The sequence below is a fragment of the Arthrobacter sp. PAMC 25486 genome, from assembly GCF_000785535.1.
Taxonomy (GTDB): domain Bacteria; phylum Actinomycetota; class Actinomycetes; order Actinomycetales; family Micrococcaceae; genus Specibacter.
In genome coordinates, this window is sequence record NZ_CP007595.1 from 1,684,906 (window position 1) to 1,708,145 (window position 23,240).

At 60.4% G+C, this 23,240-nt stretch carries 21 protein-coding genes; 2 read left to right on the top strand and 19 right to left on the bottom strand.

Annotated elements, in window-relative coordinates; translation table 11 throughout:
* Positions 1 to 95: 95 nt before the first annotated feature.
* From art_RS07790 to art_RS20945, 8 genes are all read right to left on the bottom strand, one after another.
* Positions 96 to 1,223: a glycosyltransferase gene (locus art_RS07790; RefSeq protein ID WP_052136119.1), complete on the bottom strand. Its 1,128-nt coding sequence runs from the start codon at positions 1,221 to 1,223 to the stop codon at positions 96 to 98.
* Positions 1,224 to 1,253: 30 nt separating this feature from the next.
* Complete coding sequence (locus tag art_RS07795; RefSeq protein ID WP_038463745.1) at positions 1,254 to 2,342, bottom strand: acyltransferase; 1,089 nt, start codon at positions 2,340 to 2,342, stop codon at positions 1,254 to 1,256.
* Between the two features lie 2 nt (positions 2,343 to 2,344).
* A complete protein-coding gene (locus tag art_RS07800) occupies positions 2,345 to 2,782 on the bottom strand; it encodes a DUF2304 domain-containing protein (RefSeq protein ID WP_082000176.1) in 438 nt (145 codons plus the stop codon).
* 4 nt (positions 2,783 to 2,786) lie between these two features.
* The gene (locus art_RS07805) at positions 2,787 to 3,452 is read right to left on the bottom strand and encodes a glycosyltransferase family 2 protein (protein ID WP_253901516.1); all 666 of its coding nucleotides are present in this window, start codon (positions 3,450 to 3,452) and stop codon (positions 2,787 to 2,789) included.
* 77 nt (positions 3,453 to 3,529) lie between these two features.
* A complete protein-coding gene (locus tag art_RS07810; RefSeq protein WP_038463751.1) occupies positions 3,530 to 4,651 on the bottom strand; it encodes a glycosyltransferase in 1,122 nt (373 codons plus the stop codon).
* A 12-nt stretch (positions 4,652 to 4,663) separates the two neighbouring features.
* Positions 4,664 to 5,155 (bottom strand): hypothetical protein, encoded by a 492-nt coding sequence (locus art_RS07815; protein WP_038463754.1) that lies wholly within the window; start codon positions 5,153 to 5,155, stop codon positions 4,664 to 4,666.
* Positions 5,152 to 6,498, bottom strand: a complete 1,347-nt coding sequence (locus art_RS07820; protein ID WP_052136120.1) for a glycosyltransferase — start codon at positions 6,496 to 6,498, stop codon at positions 5,152 to 5,154. Before art_RS07820 ends, art_RS07815 begins: the two co-directional genes overlap by 4 nt.
* Positions 6,498 to 7,460, bottom strand: coding sequence for a glycosyltransferase (locus art_RS20945; RefSeq protein ID WP_052136121.1), 963 nt, complete (start codon positions 7,458 to 7,460; stop codon positions 6,498 to 6,500). The genes art_RS07820 and art_RS20945 overlap by 1 nt, the downstream gene beginning before the upstream one ends.
* A gap of 362 nt (positions 7,461 to 7,822) precedes the next feature.
* Here art_RS20945 and art_RS07830 point away from each other — a divergent pair, with 362 nt between their 5' ends.
* The gene (locus art_RS07830; protein ID WP_253901517.1) at positions 7,823 to 9,466 is read left to right on the top strand and encodes an ABC transporter ATP-binding protein; all 1,644 of its coding nucleotides are present in this window, start codon (positions 7,823 to 7,825) and stop codon (positions 9,464 to 9,466) included.
* On the opposite strand, the gene art_RS07835 is transcribed toward art_RS07830, so the two are convergent.
* From art_RS07835 to art_RS20950, 3 genes are read right to left on the bottom strand one after another with little or no spacing between them, the layout of a single operon-like run.
* Positions 9,467 to 10,465, bottom strand: coding sequence for a hypothetical protein (locus art_RS07835; RefSeq protein ID WP_038463759.1), 999 nt, complete (start codon positions 10,463 to 10,465; stop codon positions 9,467 to 9,469).
* A gap of 46 nt (positions 10,466 to 10,511) precedes the next feature.
* Positions 10,512 to 11,633: a glycosyltransferase gene (locus art_RS07840; protein WP_052136122.1), complete on the bottom strand. Its 1,122-nt coding sequence runs from the start codon at positions 11,631 to 11,633 to the stop codon at positions 10,512 to 10,514.
* A gap of 32 nt (positions 11,634 to 11,665) precedes the next feature.
* Positions 11,666 to 12,781, bottom strand: a complete 1,116-nt coding sequence (locus tag art_RS20950) for a glycosyltransferase family 2 protein (protein ID WP_082000178.1) — start codon at positions 12,779 to 12,781, stop codon at positions 11,666 to 11,668.
* Positions 12,782 to 12,883: 102 nt separating this feature from the next.
* Here art_RS20950 and wecB point away from each other — a divergent pair, with 102 nt between their 5' ends.
* On the top strand, positions 12,884 to 13,963 hold the full coding sequence (gene wecB, locus art_RS07850) for a non-hydrolyzing UDP-N-acetylglucosamine 2-epimerase (RefSeq protein ID WP_038463762.1): 1,080 nt from the start codon (positions 12,884 to 12,886) through the stop codon (positions 13,961 to 13,963).
* Between the two features lie 81 nt (positions 13,964 to 14,044).
* Here the strand turns inward: wecB and art_RS07855 are convergent, their stop codons facing one another.
* From art_RS07855 to art_RS07890, 8 genes are all read right to left on the bottom strand, one after another.
* Complete coding sequence (locus tag art_RS07855; RefSeq protein ID WP_038463765.1) at positions 14,045 to 16,321, bottom strand: hypothetical protein; 2,277 nt, start codon at positions 16,319 to 16,321, stop codon at positions 14,045 to 14,047.
* Positions 16,322 to 16,326: 5 nt separating this feature from the next.
* Positions 16,327 to 16,764 (bottom strand): hypothetical protein, encoded by a 438-nt coding sequence (locus art_RS07860; RefSeq protein WP_038463768.1) that lies wholly within the window; start codon positions 16,762 to 16,764, stop codon positions 16,327 to 16,329.
* A 150-nt stretch (positions 16,765 to 16,914) separates the two neighbouring features.
* Positions 16,915 to 17,757 carry a D-glucuronyl C5-epimerase family protein gene (locus art_RS07865; RefSeq protein ID WP_157875209.1) on the bottom strand — a complete coding sequence of 281 codons (843 nt, stop codon included), beginning with the start codon at positions 17,755 to 17,757 and terminating at the stop codon, positions 16,915 to 16,917.
* A gap of 197 nt (positions 17,758 to 17,954) precedes the next feature.
* A complete protein-coding gene (locus art_RS07870) occupies positions 17,955 to 19,115 on the bottom strand; it encodes a glycosyltransferase family 4 protein (RefSeq protein WP_038463774.1) in 1,161 nt (386 codons plus the stop codon).
* Positions 19,115 to 20,107, bottom strand: a complete 993-nt coding sequence (locus art_RS07875) for a Gfo/Idh/MocA family protein (protein WP_038463777.1) — start codon at positions 20,105 to 20,107, stop codon at positions 19,115 to 19,117. Before art_RS07875 ends, art_RS07870 begins: the two co-directional genes overlap by 1 nt.
* A 3-nt stretch (positions 20,108 to 20,110) precedes the next feature.
* Positions 20,111 to 21,202 carry a DegT/DnrJ/EryC1/StrS aminotransferase family protein gene (locus tag art_RS07880; RefSeq protein WP_038463780.1) on the bottom strand — a complete coding sequence of 364 codons (1,092 nt, stop codon included), beginning with the start codon at positions 21,200 to 21,202 and terminating at the stop codon, positions 20,111 to 20,113.
* Positions 21,199 to 21,810 carry an acyltransferase gene (locus art_RS07885; RefSeq protein WP_038463782.1) on the bottom strand — a complete coding sequence of 204 codons (612 nt, stop codon included), beginning with the start codon at positions 21,808 to 21,810 and terminating at the stop codon, positions 21,199 to 21,201. Before art_RS07885 ends, art_RS07880 begins: the two co-directional genes overlap by 4 nt.
* A gap of 36 nt (positions 21,811 to 21,846) precedes the next feature.
* A complete protein-coding gene (locus art_RS07890; RefSeq protein WP_038463785.1) occupies positions 21,847 to 23,136 on the bottom strand; it encodes a nucleotide sugar dehydrogenase in 1,290 nt (429 codons plus the stop codon).
* Positions 23,137 to 23,240: the final 104 nt, after the last annotated feature.

A 23,240-nucleotide genomic window follows, 5' to 3' on the forward strand; every position in this document is an offset into this window, starting at 1 on the left:
GACGGGGCACGGTGGTCAGGCACCTATGATGTGTAGCAGCCCCTGCACCTGTTTCTCACCACGTGCGACTCGAGACGCCGACGAGATCTCTGCCGCTATGGGGCGGCAATTTCTGCAATTGCCGATTCCCACAAGGCAACCTGTGACTCGGCGGACAGTGTCCATGCGGCATCGTTAGCCGCCGATTTCCATTGGGCGGTTTCATTTTCAGTCAACCCATTCAGTGCGGCGCGCAATGCTTCAACCGAGAAATCTGTCGTGACCGCACCCAGGCCATAACTTTCAACCAAAGCAACCATTGCCGGTGACGGTCCGGTAATTACACCAATTCTTGCCTGCACGGCCTCAAAGAACTTGTTGGGCAAGGCATTTTGGAGGTTGAAAGTTGAGTTCGGCAGGAAACACATGGCAACGTCATAGTTGCGAATGAGAGAGACCAGTTCTTCATACGGCACCGGGTCAATAAAGCGGACGTTGGGCAGGTCCACTGCCGATCGCTTCAATTCATCGACGTAGTCGGGCTCGTTCGGCATGACGACAAAGTCCAGCTGGACTTTGTCGTCGACACCTTTCATGGCGTCAATGATCAACTCGATCTTTCGGTACCGCTGCCCCGCACCGCTGTAGATGACTTTCAGCGGCCCAGCGGTCGGCGTAGGTTCCGCTTCAAGGAACGGGGCAGCGTTGGTGACAACACCAACCTGCACGCCGAACCTGTTGCGGTACTCGTCGGCGATGCCTTGGGAAACAGTCGTCACAGAAGCTGCCAATGGTAGGTACTTCCGACACATCCACCGCATGAACGGTGCCACAAAGACACGCCACTTCGCGTCTGATTCCTTTTCACTGGGCGCGTACTCGTGCAGGTCGGCATGGACCCCCAACCGTGGCTGCAGCTCCAGGGCAAGTGGCAGCGTGTTCAAATCATTGGCCAAGATGATGTCGAACTGGCCGCGCGGAAGAATTTTCCGGGCTTCCTGAACCGCCGTCATTCCGCCGTACACACGCTCGTATTGCCGGGTGATGAGTCCAAGCTTGTCCGACGACCATCCCCTAGCATCGGACGGCAGCGGGTAATGCTCCTCGACGCCATCAGGGGCATCACCGTAGGCGCAGGTGCTCACCCGATATTTGCCTTTGAAAAGCTCCACCTGCTTCAACACACGGGGATCGGAACGGATCGGCGAAAACGTGAGGATGAGCAGTGAAGGAAGGGAAGGCATGGACTCCATTATGCTCGACGCGGTGAATTGTCAGAAAATGCGCCGCAGCCCCGGCACCCTCAGTCCGATGAGTGAGACAGCGAAGCTGCCTGCCAGAGTCACCACGTAAGTCACGGCCAGGGCCCACAACGAGTGTTGAGTGGACACAGCCGCCACATTCAGCCGGATCAATTCAAAGATCACGAAGTGGACCAAAAACACCCCGAAGGAAGCATTCGACAAGGCCACGGTTGCAGCGGCCACCTTCTTTGGCAGTTTCAAACCATCAGCCAGGGACAGCCCCACCACAAAAACACCCAGGGAGACGGCTGCAACCAGGACCCCAAAATATGATTCATTGATGAAAATATCCACACGCGGTAGAACTCCCCGATTGCCATAATGCCAAATCGTGAAAGCCATCATGGCTGCTACAACCGGCACCGCGGCCACCAACGAAAAGCCCTTGAGGCGGACGTTTCGAAGCGCGTACCCGGCAACAAAGTAACCAACGTACGGGACCCACATGGTCAGGAAGTTCAGGCTGATGGGGCGTATTACGTTGAAGTGCGCCAAGATTCCAGGGAGCATGTAGGCCACCAACGACGTACCTAGAAGGACAGCGGCAGTGATTGCGGCACGACTGTGCCCACCCTGGCGCAGGAATGTGGCGATCAGTGGCGCTACGGCGTAGAGGCCAACAACGATCCACAAAAAATACAGCTGTGTGAATACTGAGCTGTCGTACAAGAGTTGCAGGATTCTGCCGGTGGACAGGACCTCATCACGCAGCCAGATGCGCACACCGACCAAATACACGAAATTCCATGCGATGAGCGCCGGAACAATTCGCAGCGCACGCTTCTTGTAAAACCCGGCAGGATTCGAATGCAGCTGAGATGAGCCGAGCAGGAGGGCACCCGAGATCATAATGAATACGGGCACCACCCAGATAAAACCAATATCGATGATCGTGGCAATCCACCAAGATCTGTCACCCTTCGGCTCCGCACCAACGCGAAGGCCAAATACGTGAATAGCCACAACGCCACTGATACTCAGAATCCGTAACAGATCCAGGCCATGGTTGCGTTGCTTGGGAAGTGCTTCTTTGACGCACTCCGCCTTCACCGGCTCCACAATCAGTCGCTGTCCCGACGGTCCTGCACCGAATCGGTTTCTTCAGGAGAGCCACCATCAGCTTGGTGGTTCTCCGCAATCGCAAGGGCTACCGCAGTCGGTGACTGGGCTCGGTTAACATCGTCGATTGCTATTCGTCGAGAGAGTTTTGTGAGAGTGGTTTCCATCTGTCTGAAGCGTTGGTAGGTCGTGGCCATGTACACCAGGAAACTGACGATGAGACCGTAAAGGACAAGGTCCGTGCCGCGGCCGATGCCAAAGAAGCGGGCCACGTGGCTCAGCATGCCCGGGAAGAAAATGGATAGTGCCGCGATGCATGCGAAGAGCACCAACATGATGCGCCGGATCGCCAAGTGACGAGCGTTGGATCCGCCGCGCATGAGCGTCAGTGACACTAGGACGACGGCGAGCACCAGGGCAATTTGAACGACTATTTGCATGGATTTACCGGAACAGCAGATCTGCAAGAATGTTGACGGAATTCAGCAATGACTGTCCTTTGGCCTTTGAATAATCGGTGTAAATGATTTCAACCGGGTGCTCCACCCAGTTGGGTTTTATTTCGGACAGCTGGTGGACGAGTTCTGATGCATGGGCCATCCGGTTCTGGGTCAGGTGGATGCTACGGGCCACCTGCGGGCTAAACGCGCGGAGCCCGTTGTGTGCATCGGTCAACGCCATACCGGTGGCCATCCGGGATTGGATCGCAGCAGTGCGCAGCACCGTTCGCTTGGCCAGGGACATCTTGGTCCGCTTGTCCAGGAAGCGCGAGCCGAGAACCACCTCAGCTTCTCCCGACTTGATGCGCTCGGCCATCGCCTGGGCATCCACCACCCTGTGCTGGCCGTCAGCGTCAAAGGTGACGATGCAGTCCAGTTCAGGATCGTTCAGGGCATACTCGATGCCGGTCTGCAGGGATGCTCCCTGGCCCAAGTTCACTGGGTGTTGAATGACGACGGCGCCCGCCTCACGTGCCGCTTGCTGGGAGCCGTCGGTGCTGCCGTCGTCGACGCACACCACGAAGGGGAAAACCTCTCGCAGCCCCGAAATAACGGTGCCAACAACCGACGCCTCGTTATACATGGGGATGACTATCCAAGTTCGACTCACTAAACAAGTCTCCCATATGCCTGCCAAGGCAGTGCCATCGCCGTCGGTGCAGCATCGCCGAATCCCGCACGCACTGCCTACGCTGCCCACCTTGGCGTCCACCGCGCAAGACCATGCGCCAATTTTAGGTCGAAGAAATAGCGGGCATTGCTTTCGACCAGGAAGTTTCCGGCAAGTTTTTGTGTCAGCAATCGGTCACTCCTGCTTGCCCGGCCATAGTTGTTGAGTGCTTCGCCCATGCTCCGAGCGTTCGCCGGCAATTTTGCCGCGGCCTCCAGCAGGGCGCGATCGGCCCTGCTCAACGGTGCTGCATATCCTGCGGCGGCAGCATCCAGCTCCGCCAACAAATGATGCACCGCCATTCCGTCCGACCCGGTCCAGTCCCACTCCGCACCCCGGCCGCTTACTGCGGGGATGACGTGGATCCGCGCAATCTTCACGGCAATCGAGCGCCTTCCAGATGCTGAGAGCTCGTGGAACCAGCGCTCCTCGAGGACAGCAGAGAAGGCGGCGAACTCTTCATCCAGGGGCAGGCGCCGCTGTGTGACGCGGTCCTGCGCATCCTCACCAATGATGTAGCTCTTTCCCGGGTATCCCATGGCGATCCGTGCCCCGCCGAACCACAGACGCAAGGAGAACGAGACGTCCTCGCCTGTGGCCATGCCCTCAGTGAAGGCCAACGTTTGGGTCTGTACTACAGCCATTCGGATAATGCCCAACGGCGCTGTCCGATAGGCAAGCCGGTCACGCACGGGATCCAGCTTGCTCCTGCGCAATGCCCGCAACCGCGGGGTTCGCACCATCGGGCCGCTTTGAAAACGCAACGGTGCCACTATGGCATCAGCAGAATCCTGGCGGGCTTGGGCAACCCAGGAACTGATGGAGCCAGGCTCCAACAAGTCGTCGGAACCCATAACGCCAACGAACTCAGCGGTTGCGGCCTGGAGTCCGGCGTTGAACGGTCCCGCTGCGGAACGAATGCCGTCCACGTGCTTCACCACGTGAACATGGTCTGAGGGGCATCCGCCAAGAACACTCCAGAGGTCATCGCTCTCCAGGCCGTGGCCAACCACTATGACCCGGACCTGTCCGGGGCTTCCCGCAGCCAGTGCCGACAGAACAGCGCGTTCAATGGGCCTGGTTAGTTGGTGGACGGCAATAACGATGTCCACATCATGTGGTTCGGAAATGAAATTCACTGGTTTGGGTCCTTATTTGATGGTTTTCCGCAGCGCGTTCATCATGGCAAAGGGTCCGTGCATGAGTTGTGCCGAGGTAAGATTCCGCAGTTGCCATACAGCCCGGTCCGCGGCGGGGTCAGCAGACACCACGACGTCCGAGCCGCACAAAAGAGCACGTCCTTCAGGGTGGACAGACAATGCATTTGCAACCCTCCTGGAGTGGAGATTGTCCCTGAGCAGCCGTCCGATTATTCCTGCAACCGAAGCCTTGGTGCTGAGCTTTTGCGCCATTGAGGCAAGCGCCCCCTGCGTTTTTGGTCGCAAGCCGACCATCTCCATTGGCATGCCCCTCGGCACCACATGGTGTGTCCCATCGTCGACATACACCACGACGGCGCTCAATCGGCCAGCCGTCCCGCCAAGGGCAGTTTGAGCGTGGGTCCACAGGTCATCAATGACCGTTTGGGGGTGGGATGCCGTGCCTAGCATCATGCCCAACTTCACATCTGTCTCATCGATCATGCTGTTGCCTCTCCCGTTTTATGGTCCTGGGGAAGTTTCTCGACGGCAAATTGGGCTCCCAATTCGTTGATCACCGGGATGAGCACCGTGTTGCGGGCAAAGTCCTGTCCGTAATCCCATGCGGCCCTCCAAAGGTCGGCATCAGCGCGCCCAATGGTCTCTGCACATCTGCGAATGGCTTCTGCAACGCCCTCCGCGGTGAGGTCCTTGGCCGGGAACCACAACGGATAATCTTTGAGCATCTCGGTTGCCGCACTGCCTAGGTCGTGGATGGAGATGATCGGCAGACCCGTGGCGAGGTACTCGGCAGTTTTTCCACCGGTCACGTACTTTCCAGGCGGAAGAATCAGAAGCAGGGCATCAACGGAATCGTAAAAAGTTCCCACCTCTCTCTTGGAGATCGGGCCGTCATATCGCAGGCCCTGGTGTCGGCCTGAATTGAACATTTCCAGCACTTCGGCGGGCACCAGACCCGTGGGGCTCAGTTTTCCGCGAAAGACGGCTTCCGGCGCGGCACCATCCCACATCCCTGTCGCCAAGTCCCAGCCGCCAAGGAACTCGTCAAGTGGCACCACCGTGTACTGCAACGTGCCAAGGTAGCCGAAGCGAAGCCCAGTGGAGGGCTCCCCGAGAGGCATCTTCGGGCCACCATTTCTCTGGTCATAACCATTGGGAACTACCCGCATCAACGCTGCGGCGTCCGGGTGCCTGCGCGCGTATTCTGCCCTGATGGGTTCATTGACATACCAAATTTGATGCGCATTCCGCAGATAATCGGCTTCCAGAAGGCCATGCGGAGAATCGACGGCATAATTCTGGGCCCCGGTAAACGTGTTGAACGCCCAGGCATCTCGATAGTCGAGGATGTAGGGGACCTCCCCCAAGCTCCTGGCCACCTTGAAGGAAATATAGGGGCTGGCCGAGGCCATGACCAGGTCCGCCGGACGTTGGGTATGGATGGCACGCGCAGCTGCCATTGCCGGTTCAAACCAAAGGTGGTGGATGTCTTCCGGGAAATCGTTGCGATGGCGGCGGCGGAACAGTTCCTTCCACAGGTACGGTGCCTCGATCCTCAGACGTGAGTAGCGCCTGAGGTCACGTCTGTTCGGTTCCTCCGCACCGCCGTCGTCCACATGAACCACCTTGACGCGCGGGTCAATGGACTGGACCAGCCCCGAGTCCGTACCGGATATTTCCGACCAAATATCGTCAGACAACGTCACAACGGTGACGTCCCAGCCTTGTTCCACAAACCCGTTTGCAACCGCCATGCACCGGTAGACCGATGAGGCCGTGCTGGGCGGGAAGGAAAAAGCAATGTACAACAGATGCGGTTTGGCCATCAGCCCGCCGCCAATACCTTGGCATACCCGGCCCGCAATTTTGGAAGGAGTACGGCTGCTGCATGGTTTCTGGCGATGTAGCTCGGCCCATCGAGGGTGCGGGACAGGGCCACAGGGTCTGACAATGAGTCCCGGACAGCCTGCCCCACATCTGCGCGGCCGACGCTGACTGTTGCAAGGTCATCCGGATAGCCCGGGACCTGGTCGGCAAAAATGGTGGGCACGCCAATGGCGATTGATTCCAACTCGCTCGTGGCGAGAATACCGGAGACCTGTCCGACGACAACGTGGGCCGACGCCAGTTCCTGGAGGAACTGCATTTTGGGCATTCGCGGCATCAGCTGAACACCCAGCGCGGCCGCTTCCGGCGCCCGGTCTCCCCAGTCCAAGCCAACTATGTCAATGTCCTTGCCGGCCAATGCGGCAACCACATCGGCAGCCGCTTCCAGCCAGGCGTCACCTCCCTTGGACTTGTCCCACCGGGATGAGAAGAACACCCGCGGCCTGGCCGCAGGGGCCCAAGCCGGGAGTTCAGCCATATTCAGGGGAATCGGCAAATACTCGGCATCGGGCCTCACCTCCTGAGCCTTCTGCCGAAGATCGGGTGTCATGTACCAAACATGCCCGGCGCCGTCGATGTCAGCCTTGATGGCTGCATGATTCGAGGCCTCCCAATAGTTCTCGCGAATGTCTGTCCCGTGCAGTGACAACGCGTAGGGCCGACTGAACGCCCCCCTGGCCCACTTGGCCCGTCCACCCATGTTTACGTGCCAGAGCTGCGTCCAAGGGAACACGGCTGCCTGTTCCAACCTGAAGCGGTAGTAGGCGAGTTTGGTTCCGCCCCGTGTCCATGGACCTTGGATCTGTTTCCATGGTTCACCTTGCTCGCGACCCGCTGCGACAAGTGCCTTGCCAACATCGGCACAGTCGAAGAGCTGGGTTGCGCGAATATTCTCAGTCATGACTCATATCCTCTCATTTTACGGAGCAGGGGCGAGGACCAGGCTGACGTTTCAGCTGTCAGCCCGCACTGCCGCAGCGGCCCGTTTCCTCCGTCAGCGGGCACCGGTCCGCGGCAGGTTCGTGGCGCGGAGCCTGCACCACGTAGAATGTGGAAGTCCCCCTCTTGCCTGTACTGGAGCATTTTTTGAATCACCTGAGACGTACCATGCGTGAGTTGCTGCCGCTGTTGCCTTCCAATGCGCGGCGTTTTCTGATGATTTTTGCTGTTGCTTCCTCCGGACTCGCACTTCTGGACTCGGCCGCACTTGGAGTGTTCGCACTAGTCCTGAATCAAATTCTCCAAACAACATCCGGTGGGGACATGACGCTGCCCGTTCTGGGAACCTTCTCCCAGCAGATGGGGGTGTACGTTTTGGTGGCATCAGCGTTGGTCATGATCCTAAAATCATTCCTCAATATTTGGCTCCAGTGGGTTTCCACCCGCAAGTTTGCAGATTACGAGCTCGAGATCGGCACTGTTCTGTTCCAGAGCTATATTCGGGCTCCGTGGACGGAACGCATGAAGCGGTCATCATCTGAACTCGTTCGCATGATCGATGTAGGTATTGCCAACACAGTCTCGGGTGTTCTCTTTCCTGCGGTTGCACTGCCCGCACAAGTGCTTACCTTCTTCTCGGTCCTCCTGGTCCTTGTGGCTGCTTCCTGGCAAACAGCCCTGGTCACCCTCATCTACTTGGGCCTCATTGCAGCCTTCTTGTACCTGTGGCTCACGAAAAAATCCTACGTCGCCGGCCGAGTCAACCGTGATGCCAGCAGCAAAATGGCAAAGCTCGTAACGGAGATGCTCGCAGCGCTGAAGGAAATCACGCTACGGGACAAGGCCGACGAAGTTGCAGACGTTGTGATGATCAGCCGCGAAAGAACGGCAAGGTCTCGATCCAACATTCGATTCATGGGCGCTGTACCCAAGTTCGTCATTGACATGGCCCTCATCGGGGGGTTCCTGCTGATCGGCACCGCCGGCTACCTGGTAGGTGGGATGACGGGCGCCCTTTCATCCGTGGCCATCTTTGGCATGGCCGGTTTCAAGATGGTTCCGGCGTTGACTGCCATGCAGTCCTCCTTGACCACCGTCCAGTCCACACTGGCTTACACGGAGACAGTCATCCGCGATATTCGCGATGCACAATCCTTCCGTGAAAATGCCGAGAAATTGGGCAGGCAGCCCATTGTTGGAACGCCCAAGGTCTTGGAGCTGACAAATGTTGCCTTCACATATCCCGGCTCCGCACAACCAGCGATTCAAGGCATCAATTTGTCCGTCCCTTTGGGTTCCTCGCTCGGTGTCGTGGGCCAGTCCGGTGCAGGGAAGTCCACCTTGATCGACATCTTCCTGGGACTACTCACCCCGTCCGAGGGCAGCATGACACTCGATGGTGTACCGCTTGAAGATGTACTTTATGACTGGCGAAAAAACGTTGGTTATGTCCCCCAGGATGTTGCCATTTTTGATGGCACGGTGGCCCAGAATGTTGCCTTATCCTGGGGCGATGAAGTCGATGAAGTACGTGTGCGTGCCGCCTTGGAACGTGCCCAACTTCTGGAGACCATTGAGGCCCGCAACGATGGCATCCACGGCCGTGTGGGAGAGCGCGGCCTTGCCTTGTCGGGTGGCCAGCGCCAACGCCTGGGCATTGCCCGGGCACTATATTCAGACCCCTTGATCCTTGTCATGGATGAAGCAACGAGCGCCCTGGATACAGCAACGGAAGCAGCAGTGGCTTTTGCAATCAACAGCCTCCACGGCGAAATGACAGTCATCTCTGTGGCCCACAGGCTCTCGACCATCCGCAACAACGATCAGGTGTGCTTCATGAAGCATGGGACCATCATGTCCCGCGGAACCTTTGACGAGGTCGTTGCCGCAAACTCCGATTTTGCGGAGCAGGCCGCCTTGGCAGGCCTCCATGACAGGGGCACCGACCCCATTTCAATTCAGGGCTGATTAGCCGAGGGCCACGCGACGGTAAAGTTCCTGTAACCGGGGAACGTAGTTGTCTGCACTGTATCGCGGGATGGCCCAGTTCTGTCCGGCCAGACGCGAACTCGCCGCCAAGGGATCTGAAACTGCGTCAACAACCTGCTGCACCACTTCAGAAATATCCCCTTCCATAACGGGCGGGGTGGTCCCGTCGTCAGGGCGCGGTAGCCGGGTGCCCAAGGCGGCAACAGGCAGCCCCATGCAAAGTGCCTCAAACTCACTCGTGGAAAAGTAGTTGGATGCCTGTCCAATGCCCACAACAGAGCGGCTCAGCTGTTGGTGGTAGGCGTCTTGGGGCATCTTTTCCAGGAGGCGAATCCCCAGGGTTTCTGCCTGAGCCGCCCCGGGCCCCCAATTCAGTCCCACCAAGTCCGCCTTCCCGACCAAGGCCTTGGCCAGCTCGCCTGCCAACGTCAATTGTCGCCCCACTCCCTTGTCGTCGTCCCAGCGGGAGATGAACATGACTTGGGGACGCCCGGCTGGCTGCCACCTCGGAAGCCTGGCTGTGTCGACCAGGGAAGGCAGGAATTCCGCGTCCGGCCTGGCCGAGGTCGCGTCACCCTGGTTGTCGGTGTTGGCGTAAAAGACATGGGCTGCACCGTCGATGGCACGCTGGATTTCGCCGTGAAATTGGGGATCCTTCCACTGCTTCCGGATGTCAGTCCCATGCAGGGTCAAGACATAAGGCCGCTGCGGCATGGCACGCTCCTTGATGAGCCGGACGCTTGTCCCGTAGTGGACATGGACAATTTCTGCATGACGGAGCCGGAGCATCCTGCGCGCAACAAAAGGGACAAAGCGGGCCTTGGCCAGAAGGGCATTGTGCGGGGCGGCCGTCATGGGCCGTACCAGTTCGGGCGGCAAATAGTCCCAGTCAAGTCCTGCCCGCTGTGCAGCGCTCACCATGGACCTGGCAACGAAGGCACAGTCGTTGAATTGCAGGACTTTGGGCTCCGGCGACATGAACAGCTCCTTGGGTTAACGGTTTTTGTGGTTTCGGACAGTGTTCTTAGGCCCGGGACAGGGCCGCGGCGTAAGCGTCATCCATGAGCGCCCCCACTGCAGCTGGGGAGAACCGGTTGCGAATGGGGGTGGCCAGCTCGGCGGCAGGCACATGCCGGAACGCCTCTGCCGCTTCAATCACGGCCAGGCCCAAGCACTCCGGCGTGACATCCTCCACCAGCCGACTGTTGGTATTGTCCGCGTAGTCGCTAAAACCGCCCACCCTCGTGGCAACGACTGCACGCCCGGCGGCCAGTGCTTCTGCGGCGGAGGTGAAGAAGTTTTCTTGCTCAGTGGGCAGGAAGAACAAGTTTGCCTCACTCAGGTATCCCGAGACTTCATCGGGACGTACAGCCCCCACCAGGGTGACCCTGTCGGCCAAACCAAGTTTGGCTATCAGTTCTTCACATTTGTGGCGTTGCGGGCCGTCGCCCACCCAGGTCAACCTTGCTTGAACTCCCTGCTCCTTGAGCCAGGCAATTGTTTCAATCGCCGGCAATGGCCGTTTTCTGGCGATGAGCCCGCCAACGGCAACGAGCCTGAGCGGGCCGCTGAAGTCGGAATCAGTCACCGTGCCGGGTCCCTTCACGACACACGGCACCACTCTGGCTGCACCCGGGCGGGCAAAAAGCTGCATTTGTGCTGCCAGCTGGCCGGTCACACCCGTCACCACGTGTGGAAAGACCAAGACACGGCGCAGCCAAGCCAGCTTTTGCCATGCCGGGGAAACGCTGGCCGGGTTGACCACACCATTCCAATGCTCCGTATGGACCCAGGGCCGGCCCCGGCCGCTCAGTTTTCCAAGCGCCCACGCGGGCAGTGTGGCCAGGATGGAAGAGAATGCCATTGTATGTACGACGTCGGCCCAGGCCAGTTCGCGTGCGATCGTCCGCTGGGATTTGAGCAGGGTTGCGGGACGCTTTGGATCGGCCGCGACCCGCCGCACAGGAACCCCGTCCCAGGTGTCGCTCCCGGTCTGTGGCATGGCCTGGTCGGTGCCGAGACGCACATGCAGCACCCGGACTTCGTGGCCCTGGCCGCGGATGGCTTCAACATGTTCAGCATTGAACGGGGCCTCTGCCGGGTTCTCGTCGTGCGGATACCACGTGGCTATGACCAAAATTTTCATGCGTTCCTTGGATTGCGTGAGTGGAATTGTGTTTAGCTGACAAGTGCTGAGGCGCTCATGAAGCGCAACGGCGCCTCTGGATGCAATATCTGGGAAAGGTCGCGTGGGAACCACGTTCGTGGATTGGAAAATGTGCGTCGAAGCGCAGTTAGTTTCTTCATGGTGGCGGGGTTGGCTTCCTTGCGGGACACCGCGTCCAACAAGGCCCGGTCCGCGATAGAGAGCGGCCTGGCAGCCCTGGGGGCGGCGAAAAGCAGCCTGCGCACAGCCCCGGCCATTTCTGCAGCCTCCGAATCAGCCCAATCGCCCGATTCAGCGCGCACCATTACATGGGCAAACACATGGACCCGGATAATTTTGGTAACAATGGCTGATCGCTGTGCCGCGCCAAGCCCGGCAAACCAGTCTGATTCAACCAGGTCCGTGGCAAAGGCCAAGTCCTCGGTAACGCTACGCCGTGTGGCGGTCACCCGGGACACGGCGTCGTCGTGCACCAAGTAGCGCGGCAACCCCCGTCCATAGCTGATACGTGCGCCGGAAAACCACAGCTTTGCAGAAAAGGATTGGTCTTCGCCCGTGGCATAGCGGGTTGGGAAAATCAGTCCCAACGTGCGCACGAGGGACAGGCGCATCAGTCCCAGCGGTGCGGTGCGATAGGTGAGCCGATCTGCCACTGGATCAAGATTTGTCCGTCGGGTCCGGCGAACCACAGGGGTATGGATGCTGCCCCCGCGGGCATGGGCCATGGGTGCCAGCAGCACGTCAGCCGCAACAGCACCTGAAGTGGCAGCCCCCAGCCAGGCAGCCAACGCGCCGGGCTCAACCGAGTCGTCGCTGCCCATGATGGCGACCCAGGTGCCCGTCGCTTCGGCGATGCCGAGGTTGAAGGGCCCTGCCGGGCTCATAATCCCGTCCGTGCAGTGCAGGAAACGAACCAGACTACGGTGTTGCGGCAGCACTCGTTGACGGACCGGTTCCACATCGGTGTTGTGGCAGACAACATTGATGCGCAGCCTGTCCGGGAGGTCCGGCTGCGTGGGCAGGCCTCCGGCGACAAGGGATGCCACCGCCCGTTCAATGGGCCGCTCCGGTGTATGTACGGCAATGATCACGTCGACCAGCACAGAGCCTTGAGAATTATTGTCCACCTAGTAAGGTTATCGCGGATCCTTGAGCCGGGGCTGTGCCCGGAAGCCCACCGCTGGACCACCGCAGATTCTTCAACCTTCTGCCTCCGTTAGGCTTGACGCATGCGAATCTTGAGTGTCGTGGGCGCGCGCCCCCAGTTTGTAAAGCTTGCCCCGATTGCGCGGGCCATGGAGGGCCGGGCGGAGCACATCATTGTGCACACGGGCCAGCACTACGACGAGCTGATGTCAGACGTGTTTTTTCAGGACCTTGACATTCCCGCGCCCGATTACAACCTGGGGGTGGGTTCCGGCAAGCACGGCGAGCAGACCGGGACCATGCTGGCCGGCCTGGAGGGTGTTTTCGAGCGGGCCAAGCCCGACGTGGTCCTGGTCTATGGCGACACGAACTCAACACTGGCAGCGGCCCTGGCTGCCGTGAAAATGCACATTCCCGTGGCACACCTTGAGGCGGGCTTGCGCTCCTTCAACCGGCGCATGCCGGAGGAACACAACCGGGTCCTGACCGATCACGCCGCGGATCTGCTGCTCTCCCCCACGCAGGTGGGCATGGACCATCTTGCCAATGAGGGCCTGGCTGAGCGCGCGCTCTTGGTGGGCGACGTCATGACCGATGTCCTGTTCCGCGTCCGCGAACAGCTGTCGGCCGCCAATGAGCCACTCCCGTCCGGCCTGGACGCCGGCGGTTACTATGTCTGCACGATCCACCGCCCGGACAACACGGATGACCCCGCCCGGCTCAAGGCCATTGTGGACTCGCTCGCCGCGCTCAACAAACCGGTGCTGCTGCTGGCACATCCGCGGTTGAAGGCACTGGCGGAAAGCCACGGGATCAACCTGGCGGCAGGTTCGCTGGTGCTCAGTGAGCCGCTGGCCTATCCGCAGCTCGTCAACGCCGTGGCCAACAGTGCCGGCGTCGTGACCGACTCCGGCGGCCTGCAGAAGGAAGCGTTCCTGCTTCGCGTACCCTGCACCACGATCCGCCCGGAAACCGAATGGGTGGAAACCGTCCAGCTGGGCTGGAACGTGCTCGTCAACGACGATCTTGGCCGGCTTGCGGGTGCTGTTGAGCGTCCGGCCCCGGGCCCCACGGACGCTGCGCCGTACGGTGACGGGCATGCCGCGGTGCGCACCATTGATGCGCTGCTGGACACGTTCGCCTCTGTCCAACCGATTCAATAAGAACAAGACAACTCAATAAAATAGCCAGTCTTCAGGTGAAGACTGGCTATCTTATTTTCAGTGCATAGCGTCTGCGGGTGCCTATTTGAAGATGGCCGACCGAACGCCCATGATGATTCGGTCACCGGGTACTGATTTCCGGAGATAGTCCACCATCGCCCAGTTATCTATGGAGATACAGCCTGCCGTGGGCACCTTGTTCTGATGCAGGAAGATGGCAAAGCCTGCATCCTGAGTAATATTGGGACGGTTGTAGTTGATGACAGCGCCTTGTTCATAATCGCGGGTGGAGCGCTTGGCGAAGTACCACATGTTCTCATCCCACCCTTCCCACTTGCTGGACTCGTGGTACTTGTTGTACGTGGGTGTCCAAGGGTTTCCGCCCCACCGGGAGTTGGGGTTCAGTGTGCGGTATGACAGCGCCGTGCCGGGATTCCCGAGTCCAAATGCTTCAGTTACGGTGAATGAACCGGTGGGTGAGTATAGGTTGCGGGTGGGCCCTGATGCCTCACCCGGGCCCTTGAAGCCGGACGCACCAACGTATCCGTCGGTGCGCCATTCGGTGACGTACACGCCGGCAATACTCTTGCAGTACACGTTGGTTGCGTACGCCTGGCGGTAGGTCTCGGTGAAGGTCAGCAGGACGTGCTTCGAACCTTGTCCCGAATACCGGCTGCGGCCATCATTGAGATTCTGACATTCGGACAGGCCATAGGTGCCACTGGCACCAACACCCCAGCCTATGGCGCCGCCTTGGAAGGTCTGTGCGCACTGACCGCCTGAACATTTTTCATCGGACAACGGGTAGCCCAGATTGCTGTTCGGGCCTCCCTTTGCGTAGTAGGCGGCTCCAATGCCTCCATTTGTCCTAAAAGGATATGTCTGGCCTGTGTTGGACCACAGACGGCCGTTGCTAAAATCCTGGTAGCAGCCGCTCTTTGGCAGCTGGCCACAAACTTCTCCTGCCCGGGGGAAGCCAAGAACCCCTTTGTAGGAGTTGCGGTCCTTATAGGCGTTGTGGAGCTTGCCATTCTTGACGGACTGCGCACCCGTAAGACCCGACCAATAGACGGTGCCGCCTTGGAAGCGCTGCGTGCAACCGAGTTTGTCACAAGTTTCATTTGCATTGGGATAGCCGAGGAATCCGTAGGCGGTACCTGTGCTGCCATAATGGTTGCGGATCGCCCCCGACGGAACTGCGTAGGCCCCTGTTGGCGCGCTCCACATAATGAGCCCGCGTTCAAAGTTCTGGTAGCAGCCGTTGTTGATGAGAGTGCAGGACTCCTTGGACGTCGGGTAGCCGATGTAGTTCGCTGTTGCACCATTCGCCTTGTACCTGCCGAGGATTCCTCCCCAAACAGCCTGTGCGCCCGTCGCTTTCGACCAGTAGACCACGGCCTTGGCGAATGACTGGGAGCAGCCGTTGTTTCGCAGGCCGCAGCTTTCCATGGACGTCGGCGCACCCAAGACCTTCAGCCCACCATTTGCGACCCATCTGCTGCCGATCCCATTGGTGGTGAGCAGGACGTTACCGTTGGTGAAGATCCAGTGGTTCGTTGAGAACTTTTGATAGGTTCCCTGGGCCGTGGCGGTTTCCCCTGAAACAGGGAAGCCGTACACGGACTCGCCCTTAGCGAACCAGATCTTGCCGATCGGGCTGGACTTCAAGATGTGCTGGACACCGTTTTTCGTAGTGGCAAAAATAGTGCCCCCGACAAACTGCTGGGAAACGTAGCTGCCCGTAGTTTTCTGGGCTGAGGTGGGGGCACCCAGTGCCCCGGCCACACCCTTCAACGACTTCCAGTGGGTGGCAATGGCACCCGTGACGGCGATCGCGGGCTTGGCTGCCTTCGTCGGCGGCGCCGGGGCTGGCTTGGCCGGCGGGGTTGTGGACTTGGGAGTAGTCTTTGCAGGGGCCTTGGGCGCTGGCACAGGGACTGGTACGACTGGAGCCGGGACCGGAACGACCGGAGCCGGCTTCTCAACCGGTGTTGCCGGAGCGGGTGCCGGCGTTTCAGCAGGCGCCGATGTGGGATCCGGAACAGGCTTTTCGGCAGGAACCTCCGGTTCGACTGGTTCGTCTTCGGCCGGAGGTAGCTGGTCTGTCGTTTCCTCGGCGGCCGGAATCTCGTCGGCAACAGGGTCTGGAACTGGTGGATTCTGTGTCGGGACGTTTGACGGGGCCGAGGGGTCCGCTGTGACGAACTCAAGATCCTTCCCCGTAGGGTCATCTGTCATCGTCACGTAGGCGAGTTCGGCAGGCGGCGTCGGCGACTCTTCAGCCATGGCGGGCGAAACTGAGAGCATCGCCCCGATAAGGGCTGTCAAAATACCGCCGGCAACAATGTTTCTACGCATGTTACTCATCCTTCAACCGAAACGACTGGTTCGCAGACGGCGCCTTCGTCTGCTGCCTGTGCGAAATAGTTGCGGGTGACATGGAATTCACCCTTGCCGGGGACTTCCTGAATGACCATGTCATGGCCTTTGACTTCCATGCCGACTGTCACGGCGATGGCGATGGTGAAAGTTCGTTGTTGTTCCTGGTCGTTGACGAGGTAGCCGTCAAAGGACCATGAACCGGATTCATCCGCCGTGCACTTTACGTCGCGCAGCAGCATTTCGCGGCCCGGGGCGGGTGAAAGAGTTGGTTCGGCCGCTGTTGGTTTATCACCCGGCTGGGGCTGTTCGCTGGTGGCTGGCGGCGGGTTCGAGGATTCCACCCCACTGTCAGGCACGCCGGTGCAGGCTGTCAAGGCCAGCCCCGTCCCCAGCAAGATGGCCAGAAACTGTCTTTTCATGAGCGTCCCAATCGCTACTCACCCCCCAAGTGGAGTGAGATGAGCGTAGCAGGCAGTGTTCCATTCGATGGAGCCAATTTTGAAAAAGCAAAAATGTTAAGTTGTGCGCGACCGAAATATCGCGACAGTTGCCTTTCAGCAGCCGACGGTTCAGTGGAAGTCTGTGTACAGCAGATCCGCCTGGCGGGTGAATTCGGCATCGCCTGTCATCTCCGCCAGCATCCTCAGCTGTTTCGTGACGCCCTTGTGGTAGCTCTCGGGGTTTTCCCACACGGAACGCCCGTAGTACGTCATGGCGTACCAGCTGGCCTTCCCTGGGTTCCGGTAGGAACCAAAAGAATCCCGGACACTTGTGGCTCCGACGTCGAACAACCAGAGCACGTGCTCGTCGCCCGTTATCCGGTAATAGTCGTACAGCCCGTACAAGGCGTAAATATCGCCGTTGACCACATGTGCGTTTTGTTCATCCGCCAGTGCCGGGTATTCCTCGTAATACGTAAACTTTTTGTTGTCCAGCACCTTGACGTTGTGGAACCACGGCCCCTCGTCAGTTTTGGGCTGGTCAAATGACTTGATTGTTTTTGCCGCCAAATCCTTCCATTTCGCATCCCCCGTGGTTTCATACAGGTTCACGAAGACCGAACCCATCATTCCCTGGGCCATGCCTGAATACCACGGAGCGCCCATGCGAAGCGTCCCTACATCGTGGCCAAAGTGGTAGGGGAACCACAGCGCACCCTGCCCATCGATTTCCGCACCGTCGACCAGATACTGGGCGGTGGCAAGGGCCCTATCCAGGTATTCCTGGACGTGCGAGTGCCGGTACGAGGAGACCATCTGGCTGATGTACCAGGAAGAATTCACAGGGTGGTAAACAACTTCGTCATGGAGCCTGGTGACCAGGACATTGTCCGGCCCTGTCACGCCCCACGTTTCATCCTCCAACGGGACTGCGTAGTCACCGATGTATGGCGAGTGACCCTCCCTGGACACTTCGTAACCTGAGTGAATGAACTTGGGCCCCCAAATGGCATCACGAAAAACAAACAGCCCACCGCAGATGGCCACGATCGCGAGAATAGCAACGGCCACAAGTAACCGGCGGCGCCTCATGATCTGCCGCCGGCGTGCCATGCGTCTGGGTATCGGCACTTCAGTGGCAGCAGGCTGCTCCCCCACCTCAATGAGGCTCAAACGTCCGTCCCAATCACAACAGCCGCGGCCTTGCGCCCTGCGGCGGCCAATGAGGCATTCTCCATGACCCAGTCCACGCGGCGCTGCTGGTCCAGAGCAGATGACGTCGATGACAGCAGCTCAATCATGGCCGCGGCAACACCCTGCGGATCGTAACCGGCGGCAATGCCGAGGCCGCCCTCTTCAACAATCTCGGCTCCGGCGCCCTGCCCAGCAAAAACCACCGGCACACCGCAGCCGGCGGCGGCGTAGATCTTGGTGGGCTTGGCAAAGTCGTAACCCTGTCCGGGCTTGATGCTGACAAGTGCACCGGCAGCACCGCGGATCCACTGGGCGGCCTCGGCAGGCGCCACGACCCCGCCAAAGTGCACTCCGCCGGGAACCAGCTCATTGGCTGTGTCCTTCAGGTGGTCCTCGTCCGTGCCTTGGCCAAAGAACCTAATGTCAACATCCGGGAACTGCTTGCGAACAAGCACCAGGGCCTTGATGAAGATGTCGGCGCCCTGCCACTCGCTCATGGTTCCGGTGTAAATGAAATACGGTGCCGCGGCGGCGGCGCGTTCACCGATCGGGGTGAAGATGTTGGTGTCCACACCGTTGCCGGCCACCGCAATACGCGAAGCCGGCACACCAAACTTCGCCACCTGCTCGGCCACGGGTTCGGACACCGCGATCACCTGGGCGGCGCGGCGCAGCACAAACCCTTCCACCGCGCCGAGCACCTTTTTCACGATGGGTGAGACGTCCATGGCGGACAGTGCCTCGCTCCAGATGTCGGCCGCATAGTAAACATACGGACGACGGCGGATCAGTGACGACAGTGCCACGACAACGCCTGTGGTGGGCGGCGGTTCGGAGACCACCACATCGGCCGGGGTGCCCAGCAGACGGAAGAAGGCGGGGATGTCGAAGCTCAGGTACTGGACGTAGCCGCGCACGTACCCGCCGGCGTCGCGCAGCACGGGCCAGCGCTTGAGCTTGTAGGACGGTTTGAACACGGGGCTGCCGGCCGGCAGCTTGGTGGTCAGGACCGTCACCTCGGCGCCCTGCTCCACGAGACCGTCGACAAGTGCTTTCAAGCGGAAGGCCGCCGCCCCCACTTCAGGCACATACAGCCTGGTGGCGACGACGACCTTCAACGGTTTTTGCTCAGTCACTAAATCGTGATCCTCACGCTTTGGCCGGTGCGGGCTGATTCCAGTACGGCTTCTGCAACAACTAACGTTTCAAGGCCTTCGGCCATGGTCACCACGTCGCTGTAGAGTCCCAGGACGGCATCCCGGAACGCCTCGTGTTCGGTGCGCAGCGGTTCCGGCTTGGGGATGGCCAGCCGGGTGACGTTGCCCTCGGACACGCCCCGGAACGCGCCGATGGAGTCCCACTCGGTGGCCACCGTGCCGTTTTCGTAAAACGTCAGGTCCGCCGTGACGGTGTCGGCCAAAAATGCGCCCTTTTCACCGGTGACAACCGTGAGGCGTTCCTTCATGGGAGAGAGCCAGTTCACCAGGTGGTTGGTGATGATGCCGTTTTCCAGCTTGCCGGTGGCGGAAACCATGTCCTCGTGGGGGCGGCCGCTGCGGGTGGTGGTCTGGGCAAAGATCGACTCGTAGTGGCTCTGGGCCAGCCACGCCGTCAGGTCGATGTCGTGCGTCCCCAGGTCCTTGACCACTCCGACGTCAGCAATCCGGGACGGGAACGGACCCTGCCGGCGCGTGGCGATCTGGTACACGGCACCGAGTTCACCGTCGGCAATGCGCTTGCGCAGCGACTGCAGTGCCGGGTTGAACCTCTCAATGTGTCCGACGGCGCCCACCAAGCCTTTCGCTGTGAAGGCGTCCATGAGGCGTTTGCCGGCAGCGGTGCTGGCCGCGATGGGCTTCTCCACGAGAGTGTGGACCCCGGCCGCTGCGAGGGCCAGCCCCACTTCCTCGTGCATGCCGGTGGGCACGGCGGCAACGGCCATATCGATGCCGGCGGCGATGAGTTCCTCAACGCTGTGCAGGACCGGCAGGTCCTTTGCGACGCCGTGCGGGTCGCCGTAGGCGTCGGCCACGGCCACCAGGTCGATGCCCTCAACCTCGCGGATGACCCGTGCGTGGTGGCGCCCCATCATGCCAAGGCCAATCAGGCCAACGCGCAGATTTGCCATGGTCTAGGCACCTGCCTTGACGATGGTGTTCACGGCGGCCACGATGCGTTCGAGGTCGTTCGCCGTCAGCGACGGGTGCACGGGCAAAGAGAGAACTTCCTTGGCCGCGATTTCCGTGTTGGGCAGGTCTTCCGTGCGGTTGAAGGACGGCAGTCGGTGGTTGGGCACCGGGTAGTACACGCCGGAGCCAATGTTGAACTCGGAGCGCAGGCGGGCGTGCAGCTCGTCGCGTCCTTCGGAAACACGGATCGTGTACTGGTGGTACACATGCTCTGCGCCGGGGGCCACCTTGGGGGTGCCCACGCCTTTGAGGTTGGCGGTGAGGAACGCAGCATTGTCCTGGCGCTGCTTCGTCCAACCCATGACCTTAGTCAGCTGGACGCGGCCGATGGCTGCGTGCAGGTCGGTCATGCGGTTGTTGAAGCCCACCAGCTCGTTTTCGTACTGGGTTTCCATGCCTTGGTTGCGCAGCAAGCGCAGGTTGCGCTCAACTGTGGCATCCGAGGTGGAGACCATGCCGCCCTCGCCGGAGGTCATGTTCTTCGTGGGGTACAGGCTGAACATGCCGAACTTACCGAACGTGCCGACCTTTTTGCCGTTGACTGCGGCGCCGTGGGCTTGGGCTGCGTCCTCGTACAGGTCGAGCCCGTGCTTCTCCGCCAAGGCGGTGAAAGCATCGGCGGCGAAGGGGTGCCCGTACAGGTGCACCGGCATGATGCCCTTGGTTTTGTCCGTGATGAGCGATTCAACATGCGAGACGTCAAGGGTGTAGTAGTCCAGCTCAATATCGGCAAAGACAGGGGTTGCACCCGTCAGCGCCACCGAGTTGCCGGTCGCGGCAAAGGTGAAGGACGGGACGATGACCTCATCGCCCGGGCCAACGCCGGAAGCCAGCAGGCCCAGGTGCAGGCCGGAGGTGCCGGAGTTCACGGCGACGCTGGCCCGGCCGTCAAGCAGGACATCGGAGAACTCCGTCTCGAAGGCTGCCACCTCCGGACCCTGCGCCAACATTCCTGTCAACATGACGGCGTCGACCGCTGCCCGCTCCTCCTCGCCGATGATCGGTTTTGCTGCGGGAATGAAGTCCTGGCTCATGCGTTGTCCTCTACGGGATTCGGGGAGACCTCGTTCAGGAGATTTCCATCTTCAATGTATTTTGCCCCGGTTTCCGGACACACCCAAAAACCGCCGTCCTCGGCGAGGGGAAAGCCAGCCTTGCCGACCCAGCCCAGGCGGCGGGCGGGGACGCCTGCCATGAGGGCAAACGCGGGCACATCCTTGGTCACCACGGAACCGGCGGCGATCGTGGCCCAGCGCCCGATCGTCAGCGGTGCGATGCACACGGCACGGGCGCCAATGGAGGCGCCGTCCTCAATCGTGACCCCGACCGGCGTCCAGTCATGGGCGCTCTTGAGCGAGCCGTCGGGGCTGACTGCGCGCGGGTAGGTGTCGTTGGTGAGCACCACGGCCGGTCCGATGAAGACCCCGTGGCCCAGCACAGCCGGTTCATACACCAGCGCGTAGTTTTGGATCTTGGAATTGGCTCCGATTTTTACACCGGTGCCAACATAGGCGCCGCGGCCTACAATGCAGTTTTCGCCAAGGACTGCGTCCTCACGGACCTGGGCAAGGTGCCAAACCTTGGTGCCTTCGCCAAGAATGGCCTGGTCCGCAACATCTGCGCTGGGGGCAATGTAAGTCATGCTGATTCTCCTGATCGGATCCGGCTGGGGATTCCCTTAGGCCTTGCCAATGACGCGGTAGGTGACGCCCGGCCACTTCTCTGCCGAGCTTACCCGGCGCCCGTCAATGAAGGCCTTCACGCCGGGCAGCTCGGCCGGGGAAAGCTCACGATATTCGGCATGGTCGGCCTGGACCACTGCCGCATCCACCGGCTCGCCAAGATGGTAAGCGGCAAAGCCAAGCTTGGCCAGTTCCGCATCCGTATACAGGGGGTCGTGGACCAGGGCGGTGCCGCCACGGCGGGTGATGGCCTCAACGGCGTCGAACACGCCCGAAAATGCCGTCTCCTTCACCCCGCCACGGTAGGCCGCACCAAGGACGACGACGCGTGCCCCGGTCAGGTCCCCAAAGGCACCTTCCAGGAGGCCGATGGTGTAATCGGGCATCTCGGCGTTGGCGGCACGGGCGGCGCGGACGACAGTGGCGTCCGGATCGTTCCACAGGTAGAGGCGCGGGTAGACCGGGATGCAGTGCCCGCCCACGGCGATGCCGGGCTGGTGGATGTGGCTGAACGGCTGCGAGTTGGAGGCGGCGATGACCTGGTAGATGTCAATGCCGGTCTTGGCAGCGAAGCGGGCGAACTGGTTGGCCAGGCCGATGTTGACGTCGCGGTAGGTGGTCTCGGCCAGCTTGGCCAGCTCCGAGGCCTCGGCGGAGCCAAGGTCCCAGACGCCGTTGGCCCGGTTCAGGTCGGGGCGCTCGTCAAAGTCGAGCACTGCCTCGTAAAATTCGATGGCCTTGGCGGCGCCGGCGTCGGAGAGCCCGCCCACCAGCTTCGGGTATTTGCGCAGGTCTTCAAAGACACGCCCGGTCAGGACGCGCTCGGGTGAGAACACGAGGTGGAAGTCTTTGCCCTCAACCAGGCCGGAGCCTGCTTCGAGGGCCGGCTTCCAGCGGGTGCGGGTGGTGCCAACGGGCAGTGTTGTCTCGTAGGCGACCAGGGTGTTGGGGGTCAGGTGGCGGGCCAGTTCGGCGGTGGCCGTGTCCATCCAACCAAAGTCGGGCTTGGCCTCGGCGTCAACAAACAACGGCACCACCAGCACCACGGCGTCGGCGCCGGGGACAGCGTCGGCGTAGTTCGTCGTCGCACGCAATTTTCCTGCGGGGACCAGTTCGGAGAGCATTTCCTGCAGGTGGGCTTCGCCGGGGAAGGGCTCGGTGCCGGCATTGATCAGGTTCACAACGGTCTGGTTGACGTCAACGCCCACCACATCGTGGCCCTTGGAGGCAAACTGGACAGCCAGCGGCAGGCCGATCTTGCCGAGTGCAATAACTGCAATCTTCACGTTGGAGTAACCTTATCTCTCGTGTTGGCGGGCCTCGGACAATGCTGTCCGGGCCGTTGCCTTGACTATTAGAATATCGAGCTTTGCGGCCCTGCGGTGTCAGC